General features: G+C 73.9%; 14 protein-coding genes. 9 read left to right on the forward strand and 5 right to left on the reverse strand.

Going from position 1 to position 15,011, the window contains the following annotated elements:
* Window positions 1-16: 16 nt before the first annotated feature.
* Window positions 17-223 (reverse strand): DUF4287 domain-containing protein, encoded by a 207-nt coding sequence (locus tag ACWCQM_RS04100; RefSeq protein WP_450913791.1) that lies wholly within the window; start codon window positions 221-223, stop codon window positions 17-19.
* A gap of 214 nt (window positions 224-437) precedes the next feature.
* Here ACWCQM_RS04100 and ACWCQM_RS04105 point away from each other — a divergent pair, with 214 nt between their 5' ends.
* Genes ACWCQM_RS04105 through ACWCQM_RS04115 form a run of 3 tightly spaced genes read left to right on the forward strand, consistent with a single transcriptional unit; the run spans window position 438 to window position 5,253 of the window.
* Entirely contained in the window at window positions 438-938 is a 501-nt protein-coding gene (locus ACWCQM_RS04105) for a hypothetical protein (protein WP_450913792.1), read from the forward strand.
* Between the two features lie 5 nt (window positions 939-943).
* A complete protein-coding gene (locus ACWCQM_RS04110) occupies window positions 944-3,781 on the forward strand; it encodes a substrate-binding domain-containing protein (protein ID WP_450913793.1) in 2,838 nt (945 codons plus the stop codon).
* Complete coding sequence (locus ACWCQM_RS04115) at window positions 3,778-5,253, forward strand: extracellular solute-binding protein (protein WP_450913794.1); 1,476 nt, start codon at window positions 3,778-3,780, stop codon at window positions 5,251-5,253. The genes ACWCQM_RS04110 and ACWCQM_RS04115 overlap by 4 nt, the downstream gene beginning before the upstream one ends.
* A gap of 195 nt (window positions 5,254-5,448) precedes the next feature.
* On the opposite strand, the gene ACWCQM_RS04120 is transcribed toward ACWCQM_RS04115, so the two are convergent.
* The gene (locus tag ACWCQM_RS04120; protein WP_450913795.1) at window positions 5,449-6,456 is read right to left on the reverse strand and encodes an SEC-C domain-containing protein; all 1,008 of its coding nucleotides are present in this window, start codon (window positions 6,454-6,456) and stop codon (window positions 5,449-5,451) included.
* A 98-nt stretch (window positions 6,457-6,554) separates the two neighbouring features.
* Window positions 6,555-7,973 (reverse strand): MFS transporter, encoded by a 1,419-nt coding sequence (locus ACWCQM_RS04125; protein WP_450913796.1) that lies wholly within the window; start codon window positions 7,971-7,973, stop codon window positions 6,555-6,557.
* A 130-nt stretch (window positions 7,974-8,103) separates the two neighbouring features.
* Here ACWCQM_RS04125 and ACWCQM_RS04130 point away from each other — a divergent pair, with 130 nt between their 5' ends.
* The 4 genes from ACWCQM_RS04130 to ACWCQM_RS04145 all read left to right on the forward strand — a co-directional run bounded on the left by ACWCQM_RS04130 (window position 8,104) and on the right by ACWCQM_RS04145 (window position 10,862).
* Entirely contained in the window at window positions 8,104-8,637 is a 534-nt protein-coding gene (locus ACWCQM_RS04130; RefSeq protein WP_450913797.1) for a winged helix-turn-helix transcriptional regulator, read from the forward strand.
* A gap of 44 nt (window positions 8,638-8,681) precedes the next feature.
* Window positions 8,682-9,014 (forward strand): DUF6412 domain-containing protein, encoded by a 333-nt coding sequence (locus ACWCQM_RS04135; protein WP_450913798.1) that lies wholly within the window; start codon window positions 8,682-8,684, stop codon window positions 9,012-9,014.
* 91 nt (window positions 9,015-9,105) lie between these two features.
* Window positions 9,106-9,876: a YidC/Oxa1 family membrane protein insertase gene (locus ACWCQM_RS04140; protein ID WP_450913799.1), complete on the forward strand. Its 771-nt coding sequence runs from the start codon at window positions 9,106-9,108 to the stop codon at window positions 9,874-9,876.
* A gap of 125 nt (window positions 9,877-10,001) precedes the next feature.
* Window positions 10,002-10,862 (forward strand): fumarylacetoacetate hydrolase family protein, encoded by an 861-nt coding sequence (locus ACWCQM_RS04145; protein WP_450913800.1) that lies wholly within the window; start codon window positions 10,002-10,004, stop codon window positions 10,860-10,862.
* A 48-nt stretch (window positions 10,863-10,910) separates the two neighbouring features.
* Here ACWCQM_RS04145 and ACWCQM_RS04150 read toward each other — a convergent pair whose 3' ends face one another.
* Window positions 10,911-11,390, reverse strand: a complete 480-nt coding sequence (locus ACWCQM_RS04150) for a heme-degrading domain-containing protein (RefSeq protein ID WP_073746524.1) — start codon at window positions 11,388-11,390, stop codon at window positions 10,911-10,913.
* The gene (locus tag ACWCQM_RS04155; protein ID WP_450913801.1) at window positions 11,387-12,493 is read right to left on the reverse strand and encodes a Gfo/Idh/MocA family oxidoreductase; all 1,107 of its coding nucleotides are present in this window, start codon (window positions 12,491-12,493) and stop codon (window positions 11,387-11,389) included. Before ACWCQM_RS04155 ends, ACWCQM_RS04150 begins: the two co-directional genes overlap by 4 nt.
* A gap of 56 nt (window positions 12,494-12,549) precedes the next feature.
* Here ACWCQM_RS04155 and ACWCQM_RS04160 point away from each other — a divergent pair, with 56 nt between their 5' ends.
* Entirely contained in the window at window positions 12,550-13,686 is a 1,137-nt protein-coding gene (locus ACWCQM_RS04160) for an ROK family transcriptional regulator (RefSeq protein ID WP_450913802.1), read from the forward strand.
* Window positions 13,687-14,062: 376 nt separating this feature from the next.
* The gene (locus ACWCQM_RS04165) at window positions 14,063-14,947 is read left to right on the forward strand and encodes a hypothetical protein (RefSeq protein WP_450913803.1); all 885 of its coding nucleotides are present in this window, start codon (window positions 14,063-14,065) and stop codon (window positions 14,945-14,947) included.
* Window positions 14,948-15,011: the final 64 nt, after the last annotated feature.

Consider the following 15,011-nt stretch of genomic DNA (forward strand, 5'->3'; position numbering starts at 1 on the left):
CGGCGGCGGGAGCGTCCTACGCACCCTCGGCGAGCGTATGCGCGACCAGGGCGTTGGCGTGGCCGTGACCCAGGCCGTGCTCGGTCTTCAGCCAGGCGACGAGCTCCATGTGCCTGGTCAGGGGCGAGGAGCGGATGAGGTCCTTCCACTCCGCGATCGGACGGCCGTACTTCTGCTCGATCGAGGGGAAGTAGCTCGCGGGGCCCTTCACAGCTGCGGTCATGTCCGTGTCCTGTCCGTTCGTCGGCGTGGTGGTGAGCGTGAGGTTGTCGGTGTTGATGACTGCGGGAGGGCGACGAAGTAATCGGTGCGGTGCGTACGTGACGAGCTTTGTTCCGTGACAAAGGGGTGCACCGTGTCAACTGTCGTGAAATAATTCTGAGTTCAGCGGGGCGTCCCGATCGGGGCGACGGCAACGGGGCCGATGGGGGCAGGGCATGGCGGACGCGGCGGGGGCTGGCGCGCTCGAACCGGAGCGGCAGAGCATCGAGTTACGGATCGTCCTCAGCGGGACGCACACACGGCGCGACGATCTCGAAGCCCTGCGCACCTGGCTGCGGAACGCCCCCGTCCTGGAGGACGCCCTGGAGCGGGGCGAAGTCGCTCTGGAGCGCAAGGACTCGCTCACCCAGAACGACGCCATGGCCGGGGAGCTGATCCAGGACATCATCCTCGTCGTCTCCGTCGAGCTCGCCCGCACCGTGGCCGAGAACGCCTGGCGGTCGGTGGAGACCTGGATCCGCAACCGGCGCCGGTTCGCCGATCCGGAAGAGACGCCACGCGTCACCCTCGACGGGCCGCCCGACGGGCCGGGCTCCGGCCTGAGCCGTGACACCGACCGCGACACCGGCGGCGAGACCCCCCAGGGCCCGGACACGGGGCCCGGGCCGGGCGGAGGCAACCGGAGGCGCGGTGGCGACGAGCCCGGACAGGACTAGCGGCCGTGCCGCCGTACAACGCACGCGGCCGGGAGAACGGAGCCAAGCGGCACAGAGCCGTGCTCATCGGCGTCGAGCGCTACACGGGGACCCGTAACGACCTCCCGGCCGTCGCCACCAATCTCCGTCTCATCCGCGAGGCCCTGACCGCCGTACGCACCGGGGTGCTCGACCCGGAGGACCTCGTCGTCATCCCGGACGTCGTCATCCCGGACGGCCCCGTGGCCGAAGGCCCCGTGACGGAGGGCGAGGGAAGCCCGGAGCCCGGCGCCCGGGGGAGCGGTGGGCGACGCGTCGGCCCGCTCCAGGTGCGCGCCGCGCTGAACGCCGCCCGGGACGAGGTGACCGGGCTGCTGATCGTGTACTTCGCCGGGCACGGCATCGTGCGCCCCGACGGCAGCGACCTCAACCTGATGTTCACCGACTCGCGGGTCACCAGGGACCGGCGCCACCCGTTCGTCGACACGCTCTCGTGGCGGGACGACGTCATGCCGGACCTGCGCAACGCGAGGGCCGACTGGGTCGTCGTCATCCTTGACTGCTGCTTCGCGGGGAACGCCCTGGGGGCCTTCAGCCCCGCCGCCGGACAGAATTTCGCCGTGCTCACCGCGGCGGAGCCGGGGGTGGAGATCCCGCCCGGCGATCCCCGTACCGGTACGGAGTTCACGGCCGCCCTCCACCGCCTGCTGACCACGAGCGAGAGCGAACCCGTCACGTTCACCCGGCTCGTCGCCGGCATACGCGACGAGATGGCGGCGCTGAAGGCCATCGACGGCCACCCCTGGATTCCGGACGAACTGCGCCACGGCGACGACGTGGTGCTCGCGCTCGCCACGGACGCGGAGCCGCGTCCCCCGGCACCGCCGGTCACGCCCCCGCCGAAGGCCTCGGGGCCACGACTCCCGCAGGGGCTCTCGAAGGGGCCCGCGGACCGGCTCCCGGAGCGGCGGCCGAGGGGGTGGACGAGGAGGCCGGTGCTCCCCGCCTTCGCGCGCCGCCTGCTGCCCGCCCCCGGCCGCCTCCGCAGCCGTGTGAGCGTCCTCGTCCTGGCGGGCGTCCTCGTGCTGGCGGGCGCGGGGCTCTGGCACGTCCTGCGCTCCACGGACGACGTCGCCTGCGCCTCGCCCCTGCAACTGCGCGTGCTCACCGACCCCGATCTGCGGCCCACCGTCCAGAAGGCGGCCGACGCCTATCCGAAGCGGGACAGCGACGGATGCCGGACGGTCGGCATCGACGTGTACGACGCCAAGGCGGCCGACGCCGTGGCGGCCTTCCGCTCCTCCTCGCTCTGGCAGGAGCCCGAAGCCTGCCCTGTCTCCGGCGACTGCCCACAACCCCAGCGGGACGTCGGCGCGCAGCCCGACATCTGGATACCGGCCGCCGGGACCGCCTGGCAACGGGCGACGGCCGGGGGGCCGGGCGACGGCGGCACGGGTACGGCCGGTGCGGGCACGGCGGACACCGCGGCGGACGCGGGGAAGAGCGTCGTGGACCTCGAACGGCTGGGCTCCGTCGCGTACACGCCGATGGTCCTCGGCGTGCCCGACACCATGAGCCTGGCGCAGTCCCTTCAGACGGACGACCCGCTCGGCGCGATCATCTCCGGGCTGGAGGCCGCCCAGCCGGGCGCGGTCGAGATCCTGCGCCCCGATCCCGAGGCCACGGAGGGCGCCCTGCTCGCCACCGACGCCCTCTACGCCGCCTCCGGCACCCAGCCGGCGTCGACGCTCGAACGGGGCATGGCGCAGGCGATGCGCCCCATGCCCTCCACCGCGAGGGAACTGATGTGCGCCCTGGCCGACGGCACCCACAACACCTTGGAGGACCAGGCCGCGGTGCTCGTACCGGAGCAGACACTGGCGCAGTTCAACCTGTCGGCGGGGCGGCCCGGGCGGCCCACCTGCGCGACGGAGGCCCTGGCGCACCGCGTCGCGCACTACCCCTCCGACGTACCGATGCTCGACCTGCCCTTCGTCCGCGTCACGTGGGACGGGGCCGAGCGCGACGCCGAGGCCCGCGAGGCGGCCGTCCGCGACTTCCACGATTGGCTCGCCACGGACCCGGACGCGCAGAGATGCTTCACCGACGACGGCTTCCGGGGCGTCGGCAAGGGCGGCCCCGTACGGCCCGGCGACGACTCGGTCCTGGGGTCCGAGGACAACACGTCGGCCGTTCGCGAACAGGTCCCGGCGACCGGGGCGGGCACGGACGTGAGCGCGTCGCTGAGCGACACCCTGAAGGACTACCGGGAGGCGCTCGGCCCCGGCAAGGTGCTGTATCTCCTGGACAACTCGACCTCGATGGCGGCCGAGCAGCTCTGGGACGGCCCGGGACGCGCCAAGGACCTCGTGGCACGCTCGATGAGCTCGCTGGGCGCCGGGGACGCGTACGGCGTATGGCTGATGGCCGTCCCCAAGGGCGAGGCGGCCACGGACGCCGTGCTCTTCGGCCCGCACACCCGGGCCACCGCGCAGAGGTCCGTCGCCGGTGCCGAGGCCGTCGCCCACGACGCCCGCGTGGCGAAGAGCCTGCAAGAGGCGCTGGGCACCCTGCGGAGCGGGCGTGACGAGGAGGAACAGCCGCGGCTCCTCGTCGTGGTCACCGACGGCGAGGACTTCGAGGACGTCGGCGAGGCCCAGCGGACCGCGCTGGTCGCGGAGGCGCGGGGGGAGCCGCTCGTGCGGATCGTGACCGTCTCGCTGCGGAACGGCGCCTGCGCGCAGGGCCGGTTCGGCGACCGGCTCGCTTCGGCGAGCGGCGGGCGCTGCCTGGACCCGGCCGACGACATCGCGGCCGAACTGGCGGCGGAGGTCGCCAAGACCGGTACGGGGGACGCGGAATGACCGGGTGGGACCGACGGGGCAGCCGCCGGGCGAGAGCGGCCGTCGCTCTCGGGTGCCTGCTCGCGCTCGCCTCCGCCGCCTGTACGGGGCCCGAGGGCACGCCTCCGCCGGCCGACGGGGGCCGGGCGGCCGAGGGGCCCATCGTGGTGGCCAGCGGGCTCGACGTCACCGGCTCGGGCAGCGTGCGCCAGCAGCTCGTCGAGGAGTGGAACAGGCAGCACGCCGGCTCCCCGGCCAAGCAGGCCAAGCTCGTCGAGCTGCCGGGCGGCGCCGACCAGCAGCGCAGCCAGCTCCTCGGCGCCCTCCAGTCGGGCAGTGCCCGCTACGACGTGGTGAACCTCGACATCACCTGGATACCCGAGTTCGCCGAGGCGGGGCTGATCAGCCCGATGCCCGTCGACGGCACAGGCACAGGCACAGGCACAGGCAGCGGCTCCGGCTCCGCGTCCGAGGACGACATCGACTTCATCCGGGAGGTCCACGCCACCACCGTCTGGAAGGGCCGCTCCTACGCCCGGCCGTTCAACACCGACGTGGGGCTGCTCTACTACCGGCCCGACCTGATGGCGAAGGCCGACATGAAGGCGGACAAGCAGCCCACCGCCAAGTGGACCTGGGACCATCTCTACTCCTCCGTCAAGACCCTCGGGGTGAACCCGGCCCGCCCCGGCGACCTGGCCGGCTGGACCACCCAGCTGAAGGACTACGAAGGGCTGACCGTCAACACCATCGAGGCGTTCGCGAGCGTGGGTGTCGAACTCACCGACGGTGAAGGTCACTACGTCTCCGACGCCGGCGAGCTGAAGAAGGGGCTCGACGAACTTTTCGACCGCGTCGAGGACGGGCGCGTGCCGCCCGGCGCGTCCACCTCCGACGAGACGGCGTCCCTGACCGACTTCGCCGAGGGGCGCGCCGTCTTCCTGCGCCACTGGCCGTACGCGTACAAGGCGCTGGGCCACCTCATGGAGCCGGACGAGTACTCCGTGAACCGGCTACCGGGCAAGTCCGTCCTCGGCGGGCAGAACCTCGCCGTCACCGCGGACTCGCCCCGGGCCGCGGACGCCCGCGCGCTCATCACCTTCCTGACGTCGGAGAAGAGCGAGAGCTGTCTGCTCGACGCGGGCTTCGCGGCGACCCGCGCCTCCTCGTACACGAGCACCCCGGCCCCCTGCTGGCCCCGCGTCGCCGCCGCGCTCCGCCCGGCCGGTGACTCGCCGAAGGCGGCGGGCACGGGCGCCCCGGGGGAGGGCGCGCCGAAGGAGCAGGGGGCGGCGGCACGGGAGGCGTACATCCGGACGCTCGGCGCGGTGCTGGGCGAGGCCGTGCAGCGACCGCGCACCCCGTACTACGGCGCGTTCACGCAGCTGCTCCAGTCCCGGGTGCACGGACTGCTGGCCGCCGGGAGGCCCGACACCGCCGAGGCCGCCGCAACGCTCGACGACGCGTTGCGGGACGTGTTCGCGGGCCGGTGACGGGCCTGGCGGGCAGGGGGTGCCGGCCTGGCGGGCAGGGGTGTCGCCCCGGCGGGCGGGGGTGCCGGATCGGCGCGGGAGGGTGTCGGCCTGGCGGCCAGGGGTGCCGGCCCGGCGGGCGGGGTGCCTGCCCGGCCGGTGCGCCGTACCGTTCGCGGAACGCGTCCGCCCGGAAGGCGCACCGGCCCTGCCGTCTCAGGCGGCGCCGTGGCACTCCCTGTACGAGCGTTCCGAGCCGCACCAGCACGCCGCGCTGCGCGCCGGAGGCCACGGGACGGCCCGGCCCCGGGCCGCCAGGGTCGTGGCGTACTGGGGGAGGAGGTCCGGGTCGGACGGGGACGCGGCCTCGGACGCGGCGAACGCCTCGTAGGAGGGGACCGTGCCCGTCACGATGCCGAGATTCGGGGTGCCCGTGGCATGCAGATCCCGCAACGCGGCCTCAAGGCGCGCCAGATGGTCCTGGTGCGAGAGATACTCCTGGGCCAACTCCGGGTACGCGCTGAGGAGTTCGCGCAGCTCGTCCTCGGGCCAGTGCAGCACGGCGACGGGGAACGGGCGGGACAACGCCGTGCGGTAGGTGCCCAGTTCGGCGCGGAGCCTGGTGATCTCGGCCTGGAGCTCGCCCGGGTCCGACGAGCCCAGCGACCAGAGGCGCTTGGGGTCGTGCAGCTCGTCCAGGGGCACCGCGGCCGTGTGCAGGGTGTCGGCCAGCTCGTCCCACGCGTCGTGGGCGACGCCCATCAGCCTGCGCACCCGGTGCCGGCCGATCAGCAACGACTCGGTGGCGTACGGGACTTCCTCGCCGGGGGAGAGCAGCAGGGTCAGCGCGGTCGAGAAGAAGTCGTGGGCGGACTCCAGCTCGTCGTGTGCTTCGAGGGTCTCCGCGGCGATCTCCCAGGGAGCGGCTTCGAGCGGGCCCGCGACGCGGATGCCGTCGATGATCGCGCGGGCCTCGGCCTCATGGCCGTACTCCCACAGGTTGGCCGCTTTGAGCGCCTTGACCAGGTGCGGATTGTCGAGGGTGCTCTCGGCGGAGCCGAGCAGTTCGTCGTAGAGGGTGGTGGCGCGGGGGCGCTCACCGGCGAGCTCCAGATGGGCCGCGGCCTGGAGGAACAGCGGTTCGTGGTCCTCGGGGTACTGCGCCGCGGTGCGCAGCAGGCGCTCGGCTTCGGTGATGTGGTCGGCAGGCGTGTCGGGGCGCATGGACCACACGGTACTGCGGGACGGTGGCGAGGCGAGAGGGCGCGGGCCGGAGTCCCTGGGAGTGGTCGCGGGAGGGGTCCGGCCCCGTGCGCCCGCCCTCAGCGTTCCCGCAGGAGCAGTACGCCCAGCGTCGCGGCCAGTGCCAGGCCGGCGGAGAGGAGTATCGCCCCGTCGGCGCCCGCCGCGGACGGGGCCACCGCGATCGTCAGGGCGACGCCCGCCGACGATCCGAGATACCGGGCCGTGTTGTTGGCCCCCGATCCCATGGCCGCGCGCTTCGGAGGCACGGACTCCACGGCGAGGCGGGGCAGCGCGGCGTTGAGCAGACCGCCGCCCGCGCCCGACACGATCAGGGCCGGGACCAGGCGCCACCACACCGAAGCCCCCGCGTCGCCGGATGTGCCGGTCAGGGTGCCGAGCATCGGCAGCAGCGCCACCGCGTGGAGGGCGAAACCGGCAGCGAGCTGGTGCCGGGCGGTCACCCGGCCGGCCAGCCGCCGCGACTGGAGGGCCACGGTGAACGACGTGCCCGACCAGAGCAGGAACAGCCACGCCGAGCCGAGTGCCGAGAGCCCGAGCGAGTGCTGGAGCAGCGTCGGCAGATAGCTGAACAGGCCGATCACCGAGAGCCCCGTGAACAGGCCGCCCGCCGATGCCGCGAGGAAGGCGCGGCTGCGCAGCAGCGGCAGGGCGATCAGCGGGGCCGCCGCCCGGCGCTCCACCGCGGCGAACACGGCGGCCAGGACGAGCGCGGCGAGCAGCAGCAGTCCGACCGGGGCGCGCAGCCAGCCGTCGCGGCCCAGCGTCAGTGCCGTCAGCAGCGCGGTCATCGCCAGGCCGAGCGCGGCGGTGCCCGCCAGATCGGGGCGGCCGGGGCGGGGCGCGCGGGACTCGGCGAGCGTCCGGAGGGCGAAGGCGGCCGTGACGAGGGCGCCGAGGCCCAGGGCGAGATAGGTCAGGCGCCAGTCGACGGCGCCGAGCGAGCCGGCGAGGAGCGGGCCGAGCGCGATCCCGGCGCTCACGGAGGCCCCCCACACGCCCATCGCCCTGATCCGGGCGTGGCCGGGCGGGTAGGCGCCGACCAGCAGGCCGAGGCTGGTCGCCAGGATCGCCGCGCTCGCCGCGCCCTGGCCCACCCTGGCGAGGGTGAAGCCGAGGGTGTTCGTGGCGAGGGCGGCGAGCGCGGTGGTGACGCCGAGCCCGAGCGTGCCGATGAGGAAGAGCCGGCGGCGGCCGAAGTCGTCGCCGAGGCTGCCCGCGACGAGCAGTAGGACCGCGAGGCCGAGCGGGGCGCCGTTGAGCAGCCAGGCCGTGGCGGCGGGCGGAGTGGCGAAGGCGGCGGAGAGGGCGGGCAGCGCCGCCATGGGCGCCGTGTAGTTCATCAGCGCGATGGCGGTGGCGGCGCCGGTCACCGCGAGGGTCGCGGCTGGCCGGGGGGCCGCCGGTCGTCGCACGGGGCGGGGGGCCGCGGCCATCGGTGCGGGGGCCGGGCCGGTCTGCACGGGCTGCTGGGTCATGACGTCCCTCCGGGAGCGGCCCGCCTGGTGTTCGGGTCCGCGGCCAAGGTTCGATGAATGAACCTACTGAGCGGCTCACGCTAGCACGAGTGAGTTCGTTCATCGAACCGATGGAGGTAAAGTGATGCCCATGGCTCTCGGCAAGGACTACGCGGCCCAGCAGTGCTCCATCGCCCGCGCACTCGAAGTGGTCGGCGAGCGCTGGACCCTGCTCGTCGTGCGGGACGCCTTCTACGGCGTGCGCCGCTACAACGACTTCCTCGTGCACCTCGGCATCCCCCGCGCCGTCCTGGCCTCCCGCCTCCAGGCGCTCACCGAGGCCGGGGTCCTGGCCAGGCGGCGCTACCAGGAGTCGCCCCCGCGCGACGAGTACGTCCTTACCGACAGCGGCGAGGCCCTCTGGCCCACCCTGCGCTCCCTCGGGCTCTGGGGCCGCGAGCACATCCAGGGCACCCTCCCCATGCGCGTCTTCCTCCATGCCGAGTGCGGCACGGAGCTCGGGGTGTTCGGGCAGTGCGAGGCCTGCGGAAACATCGCCGTACCGGTCGGGGACATCGAGATGCGGCCGGGCACCGGACTCGACCCCGACCCCGAGGACCCCGTCAGCCGGGCGCTGCTCGCCCCCCGGCGACTGCTTCAGCCGCTGGACGCCGATCGTGTATAACGGCTGAAGGACACAATCGGGCGAAACGCGAAGGGGGAGGACCGATGGACGACGCAGCGAACCGCGTACGCCGAGCGGTCGGCCGCCTGTTCCGCCCCGCCGCCTTCCTGGTCCTGTTCCTCACCGAGGTCCTGCTCGCCGAGGGCGGCAGCCTCTCCGCCGCCGTCGCGCTCGCCGCCACCGCGGCCGCCGGCTCGGCGCTCCTCGTCTGCTCCGTCATCAGCGCCCGCTGCGCCTGCCCCGTGCCGCGCACGAGAGTGCGCACCGCCATGCGCGACCGGGAGAAGCGCACCGCGTTCCTCCCGCAACGGGACCCCGACGCCAGGGGCCGAACCAGGCCCCGAGCGCCCGGCTCCGCCCTCCTGACGGCCGCGTAGAGGGCACGCTTTCCCCGACCCTCCACGCGGGTCGTCCTGCCGAGTTCTTTCCCGACTCCCCGGCACGACGAGACCCCCGGAGGGCTCACCCATGTCCGCGTTCATGTCCGCTTTCGCCAGCCTGGTCGGCGCCTTCGCCGATCTGCTCCAGCCCCTCTTCCAGCACGCGTCCACCGCCGCCGCGATCGTCCTGTTCACCGCACTCGTGCGGCTCGCGGTCCACCCGCTGTCGAGGGCGGCGGCGCGCGGGCAGAAGGCCCGCACCAAGCTCCAGCCGCAGATCGCCGAGCTGCGCAAGAAGCACGCGAAGAACCCCGACCGGATGCAGAAGGCGCTCATGGAGCTCCACGCGAAGGAGAAGGTCTCCCCGCTCTCCGGCTGCCTGCCGAGCCTGCTCCAGATGCCCGCCTTCTTCCTGCTGTACCACCTCTTCTCCAGCCAGAGCATCGGCGGCGAGCCCAACTCGCTGCTCGGTCACGAGCTCTTCGCCGCCCCGCTCGGCGAACGCTGGCACAACGCGCTGGCCGACGGCGGGCTCTTCGGCGCGCAGGGGCTCGTCTATCTCGCGCTCTTCGCGATCGTCGCCGCCGTCGCCACCTTCAACTACGGGCGCACCAAGCGGCAGATGGCCGCGAACCCGGTGACCCCGGCCACCGGCCCCGACGGACAGCCCGTGCCCGGCATGGGCGCGATGACGAAGGTCATGCCGCTGATGTCCTTCCTCACCCTCTTCTCCGTGGCCTTCGTGCCGCTCGCCGCCGCGCTGTACATCGTCACCAGCACCACCTGGACCGCCCTGGAGCGCGCCTACCTCTACCGGGACACCCCGGCCGCCGAGTCCGCCCTGGCGCCCGCCGTCTAGGTGCGCGAGGTCCAGTGTGTGAACAGGGTCTTGCGGAGTGATCGGATGTCTTGGAGGATCGGCCAAGCCTTTCGCTGGCCGCAACCCACCGACGGGCTGGATCTCGACCAAGGGGAGATGGACCGTTGAAGCTTCTTCGAGTGGGTACGGCGGGCTCGGAACGCCCCGCACTGCTGGACCGTAACGGGACCTTGCGGGACCTCTCGGGCCTCGTAGCCGACATCGACGGCGAACTGCTCGCCGATGCCTCGGCGCTGGCCCGGGTGCGGGAAGCCGCCCAGACGCCCGACGTTCTGCCCCCGCTCGACGCGGACGGTCTGCGGATCGGACCGCCCCTCGGCCGGATCGGCAAGATCGTGTGCATCGGGCTGAACTACCACGACCACGCCGAGGAGACCGGGGCCGCGATCCCGGAGGAGCCGATCCTGTTCTTCAAGGCCGCCGACACCGTCGTGGGGCCCGAGGACACCGTGCTCGTCCCGCGCGGCAGCCGGAAGACGGACTGGGAGGTCGAGCTCGCCGTCGTGATCGGCCGCACCGCCCGCTATCTGGACTCCGCCGAGGAGGCGCTCGGGCACGTCGCGGGATACGCGACGGCGCACGACGTCTCCGAACGTGAGTTCCAGATCGAGCGCGGCGGCACCTGGGACAAGGGCAAGAACTGCGAGACCTTCAACCCGCTCGGTCCCTGGCTCGTCACCGCGGACGAGGTGCCCGACCCGCAGGCCCTGCCGCTGAGGCTCTGGGTCAACGGCGAGCTGAAGCAGGACGGCACGACGGCGCAGCAGATCTTCCCGGTGGGCGAGGTCGTGCGCTATCTGAGCCACTTCATGACGCTGTACCCGGGCGACGTCATCAACACCGGCACCCCGGCGGGCGTGGCCATGGGCCGGCCCGAGCCGAAGCCGTACCTCCGCGCCGGGGACGTCGTGGAGCTGGAGGTCGAGGGGCTGGGGCGCCAGCGCCAGGAGTTCAAGGACGCGTGACGGCAGGCGCGGGGAGGCCGCCCGGATCTCCCGGCGGCCTCCCCGGCGTCACGCCCCGGTACGCGTCGTGAACTGCTCCAGGGCCTCCACGACCAGCGCGTGGTCCTCGGCCTGCGGCAGGCCCGAGACCGTGACGGAGCCGATCACCCCGGCGCCCTCCACGGCGATCGGGAACGAGCCCCCGTGCGCCGCGTAGGTGTCCAGGTCCAGCCGCGAGGACTCCTCGAACGTGGTGCCCTTCGCCCGGAACCGCGTCCCGACCAGGTAGGAGCTCTCGCCGTAGCGCTCCACCACCCGCCGCTTACGGTCGATCCAGGCGTCGTTGTCCGCGCTCGAACCCGGCAGCGCGGCATGGAACAGCTGCTGGCTGCCCCGCCGGATGTCGATCGCGACCGGGGCGTGCCGCTCCCGGGCCAGCGTGACCAGCAGCCCGCCCAGCGCGTACGCGTCGTCGTAACCGAAGTGCGGCAGCGTCAGCCGCCGCTCCTGTGCGATCAGCTCGGAGATGGTCGGAGCGCTGGGGCTCATGCGTGCTTCTCCTCGTCGTGGTGGGGGATCAGGGTGACCGACACGCCCTCGCGGGCCGAGCGCCGGGCAGCCTCCAGGACATCCAGCGCGGCGGCGGCCTGCAGAGCCGTCACCGGGTTCCCGCCCTCGCCGCGCAGGGCCGACGCGACGGCCGCGTAGTACGCCGGATAGTCGCCGGGCAGGGTGCGCACGGGATCGCCGCCACCGGTCAGCGGCGACTCGCCGGAACCGATCCGGCCCCACAGCTGCTCCGGCTCCTCGCCCCACGGCACCCCGGCCACCGGACGGGCACCCTCGCGCAGGGCGGCCTCCTGCGGGTCCAGGCCGTACTTCACATAGCCCGCCTTGGAGCCGAGCACCCGGAAGCGCGGGCCGAGCTGCGCGGTGGTGGCACTGGCGTAGAGATGGGAACGGACGCCGTTCGCGTGCGTGATCGCGATGAACGTGTCGTCGTCGGCGGCGGCGCCCGGGCGGCGTACGTCGGACTCCGCGTAGACCTGGACCGCGGGGCCGAACAGCGTGAGCGCCTGGTCCACGATGTGGCTGCCCAGGTCGAACAGCAGCCCGCCGATCTCGTCCGGGTCGCCCGACTCGCGCCAGCCGCCCTTCAGCTGCGGGCGCCACCGCTCGAAGCGGGACTCGAAGCGCTGCACCTCGCCCAGCTCACCGTCCGCGATCAGGCCGGCCAGCGTGAGGAAGTCGTTGTCCCAGCGGCGGTTCTGGAAGACCGAGAGCAGCAGCCCGCGCTCCGCGGCCAGCGCCGCCAGATCCCTGGCCTCGGCGGCCGTACCGGCGAGCGGCTTGTCCACGACGACCGGCAGCCCCGCCTCCAGAGCGGCCTTCGCGAGCCGCACATGGGTCTTGTTCGGCGAGGCGATCACGATCAGGTCCAGCTCGTCCGAGCGCGGCCACAGCTCGTCGGAGGACGCCACGCAGCGGACGCCGGGGAACTCGGCGCGGGCCTGCGCCTGTCGCTCCTCGTTCGACGTGACGACCGTGTCGAGCACGAGGCCCTCGGTCGAGGAGATCAGCGGGGCGTGGAAGACGGAGCCCGCGAGGCCGTAGCCGACGAGCCCGACGCGGAGAGGAGCGTTGGCAGTCATGCAAACCACTTAAGCAACGCTGTTGCCAAAGTGCAAGCGATGGAGACAATGGTGCCGTGAACAGGAGCAGCAGCAGGAGCGGCGGGGCGAACCTGCCTTCCCTGCGCCACCACAACGCGTCGCTCGTCCTCGACCTGCTGCGCGTGGCCGGTGAGCAGGGCATCAGCCGGCTGGAGCTCGCCGAGCGCACCGGCCTCACCCCGCAGGCCGTCAGCAAGATCACCGGACGGCTCCGCGCGGAGGGCCTCGCCGCCGAGGCCGGCCGCCTCGCCTCCACCGGCGGCAAGCCCCGCACCGTCCTGCGGCTGGTCCCCGACGCCGGATACGCCGTCGGGCTCCACCTGGACCGCGACGAGCTCACCGCCGTACTCGCCGACCTCGCCGGAACCACGGTCGCGACCCGCGCCTTCCCGCTGGACCTCGGGGCCCCGGCCGCCGATGTCCTCGCGACAGCGGCCCACGCGGTGCAGACGGTACGGGCAGCCGCCCCCCGGACCGAGGACCGCCAGGTCTTCGGCGTGGGCGCCGCGCTGCCCGGCCCCCTGGACCACCGCGCCGGCGTCCTGCACCGCGTCACGGGCTTCCCGCAGTGGGACGGCTTCCCGCTGCGCGACGCGCTCGCCGAGCGGACCGGGCTGCCCGTCGTCCTGGACAAGGACACCAACGCCGCCGCCCTCGGCCTCGCGCTGCGCGAACCCGCCGAGGCCGACTTCGCCTACCTCCACCTGGGCACCGGCCTCGGCGCCGGGCTCGTCCTCGGCGGCGCCCTGCACCGCGGCGCCCGTACCGGCGCGGGGGAGTTCGGCCACCAGACCCTCCAGCTGGACGGCCCGCCGTGCGGCTGCGGCGGGCGCGGGTGCGTCGAGGCGCTCTGCCTGGGCGCCGCCGCCCGGGGTGACATCGCCGAGGCGGCCAGGGTCCTCGGCGCGGGCGCCGCCAACCTCGTGGGGCTGCTGGACATCGACCGGGTCGTCCTCGGCGGCCGTACGGTCGCGGCGCACGAGGACGCCTATCTGCGCGGGGTCCGCGAGGTCATCGAGGAGCGGGCCCGGCGGGAGGGCGTCCCGGTCGCGGTTCCCGTCACCGTGGCGGGCGGCGGCGACCGCCCCGTCGCCGAGGGCGCGGCCCAGCTGGTCCTGGCCCCGCTCTTCGGCCGCGCGGGCGAGGACGGGGGCGGCACCCCGGCGGCCTGAAGGCACCCACGCGGCCCGGCCGGCCGAGCGCGCCCCACCGGCCGGGGTGCGGGACGCGCCCGGGGTGCCTCCGGCCGGGGTGCCGGACGCGCCGGTGGCGCCTCACCGGCCAGGCAACCTCACCGGCCGGGGGCGCCGGACGCCGCCGTTCGGGCGGCCCGCGGCGCCACCGGGCAGAGCCGATCGAGCGGATTACGGCGCCCGAACGGGCGGAGTACGCCTCCGGGAGGTGGCGGCCCCACGCGCGCGGGTGGCAGCGTCGCGCACGGAGAAACGCATTGCCATGGCCGTACGTCCGGCCGCGCGTGGCAGCGTCGCCGCCCCAGCCGGTGGCCGTCCGCCGCGACCGTTCGCGAGCAGCAAAGGGTGACCCCCTATGCCCACCAGACCCCCCGCACGACTGCGCGACGGACGCGCCCTCACCCGTCTCGGGCTGGCCGCGGGACTCGTCGTCCCGGCCGGGCTCCTCGGCGTACCGGCCGCCATCGCCATCCCCGTGACCGCCCCCGCCGTCACCGTCACCGAGGAGGCCGCCGAGGCCCTCGCGGCCCCGGACCGGCTGCTCTGCGGTGATCCGGACGGCGCGGACTTCCCCATCGAGACCCGCATCCACGGCGGTCCGGACACCTACGCCTCCGGCGGCGGCTACGGCACCTGGTACCTCGACCTCACGAACACCACGTCCGAGGCGTGCCACGCGATCCACCCCGTCCTGGTCCTCACCGACGAGGACAGGACGCTCACGGCCGAGCAGATCCAGCTGGAGTTCACCGAGCGGGCCCACCCCGACGAGGAGCACCGCGTCAGCTGGGAGTCCACCGACAGGGACGAGCAGATCGGCGTCTTCGGCAGCGGGGAGCAGGACGACGACTTCCCCGGCTTCACCGTCCCCGCGAAGAAGACCGTCACGGTCGAGGTCCGGATGGCGTTCACCTCCGACACCCGGCCGGGCAAGGTCACGGCGCACGCGGCCATCGTCCAGCGGCGCACCGCGCGGGACACCGCCGAGCAGGCCGGGAACGCCACCGACGGCGACTGGGTGGGGGAGTCGGTCGCGTACCCCTTCGTCATCGTCGAGGGCGGCATCGAGGCACCCGAGGACACCCAGGAAACCCGCGACGCGACCGGGGACGCCGTCCCCGAACTGGCCCGCACCGGCCGGGACCGCACCCTCGTCACCGGACTCGCCGCCGGGGCGTTCGTGGTCGCCGGGGCCGCCGCCATGGCGTACGCCCGGCGCATGCGCGCGGGCCACCGCTGACGGGCCGGGACGGGTTCCCCGTGATCGAACGGTTCCGTACGGCGGAGGCGGCTGCCTAAGATCG

The sequence above is a fragment of the Streptomyces sp. NPDC002125 genome, from assembly GCF_053593715.1.

Bases quoted from the DNA above. Each gene is read 5' to 3' on its own strand.
- ACWCQM_RS04150 (WP_073746524.1), bottom strand. From the start codon at position 11,390: ATGAGCCCCAGCGCTCCGACCATCTCCGAGCTGATCGCACAGGAGCGG.
- ACWCQM_RS04125 (WP_450913796.1), bottom strand. From the start codon at position 7,973: ATGACCCAGCAGCCCGTGCAGACCGGCCCGGCCCCCGCACCGATGGCC.
- ACWCQM_RS04135 (WP_450913798.1), top strand. From the start codon at position 8,682: ATGGACGACGCAGCGAACCGCGTACGCCGAGCGGTCGGCCGCCTGTTC.
- ACWCQM_RS04100 (WP_450913791.1), bottom strand. From the start codon at position 223: ATGACCGCAGCTGTGAAGGGCCCCGCGAGCTACTTCCCCTCGATCGAG.
- ACWCQM_RS04165 (WP_450913803.1), top strand. From the start codon at position 14,063: ATGCCCACCAGACCCCCCGCACGACTGCGCGACGGACGCGCCCTCACC.
- ACWCQM_RS04130 (WP_450913797.1), top strand. From the start codon at position 8,104: ATGGCTCTCGGCAAGGACTACGCGGCCCAGCAGTGCTCCATCGCCCGC.
- ACWCQM_RS04155 (WP_450913801.1), bottom strand. From the start codon at position 12,493: ATGACTGCCAACGCTCCTCTCCGCGTCGGGCTCGTCGGCTACGGCCTC.
- ACWCQM_RS04115 (WP_450913794.1), top strand. From the start codon at position 3,778: ATGACCGGGTGGGACCGACGGGGCAGCCGCCGGGCGAGAGCGGCCGTC.
- ACWCQM_RS04105 (WP_450913792.1), top strand. From the start codon at position 438: ATGGCGGACGCGGCGGGGGCTGGCGCGCTCGAACCGGAGCGGCAGAGC.
- ACWCQM_RS04120 (WP_450913795.1), bottom strand. From the start codon at position 6,456: ATGCGCCCCGACACGCCTGCCGACCACATCACCGAAGCCGAGCGCCTG.
- ACWCQM_RS04140 (WP_450913799.1), top strand. From the start codon at position 9,106: ATGTCCGCGTTCATGTCCGCTTTCGCCAGCCTGGTCGGCGCCTTCGCC.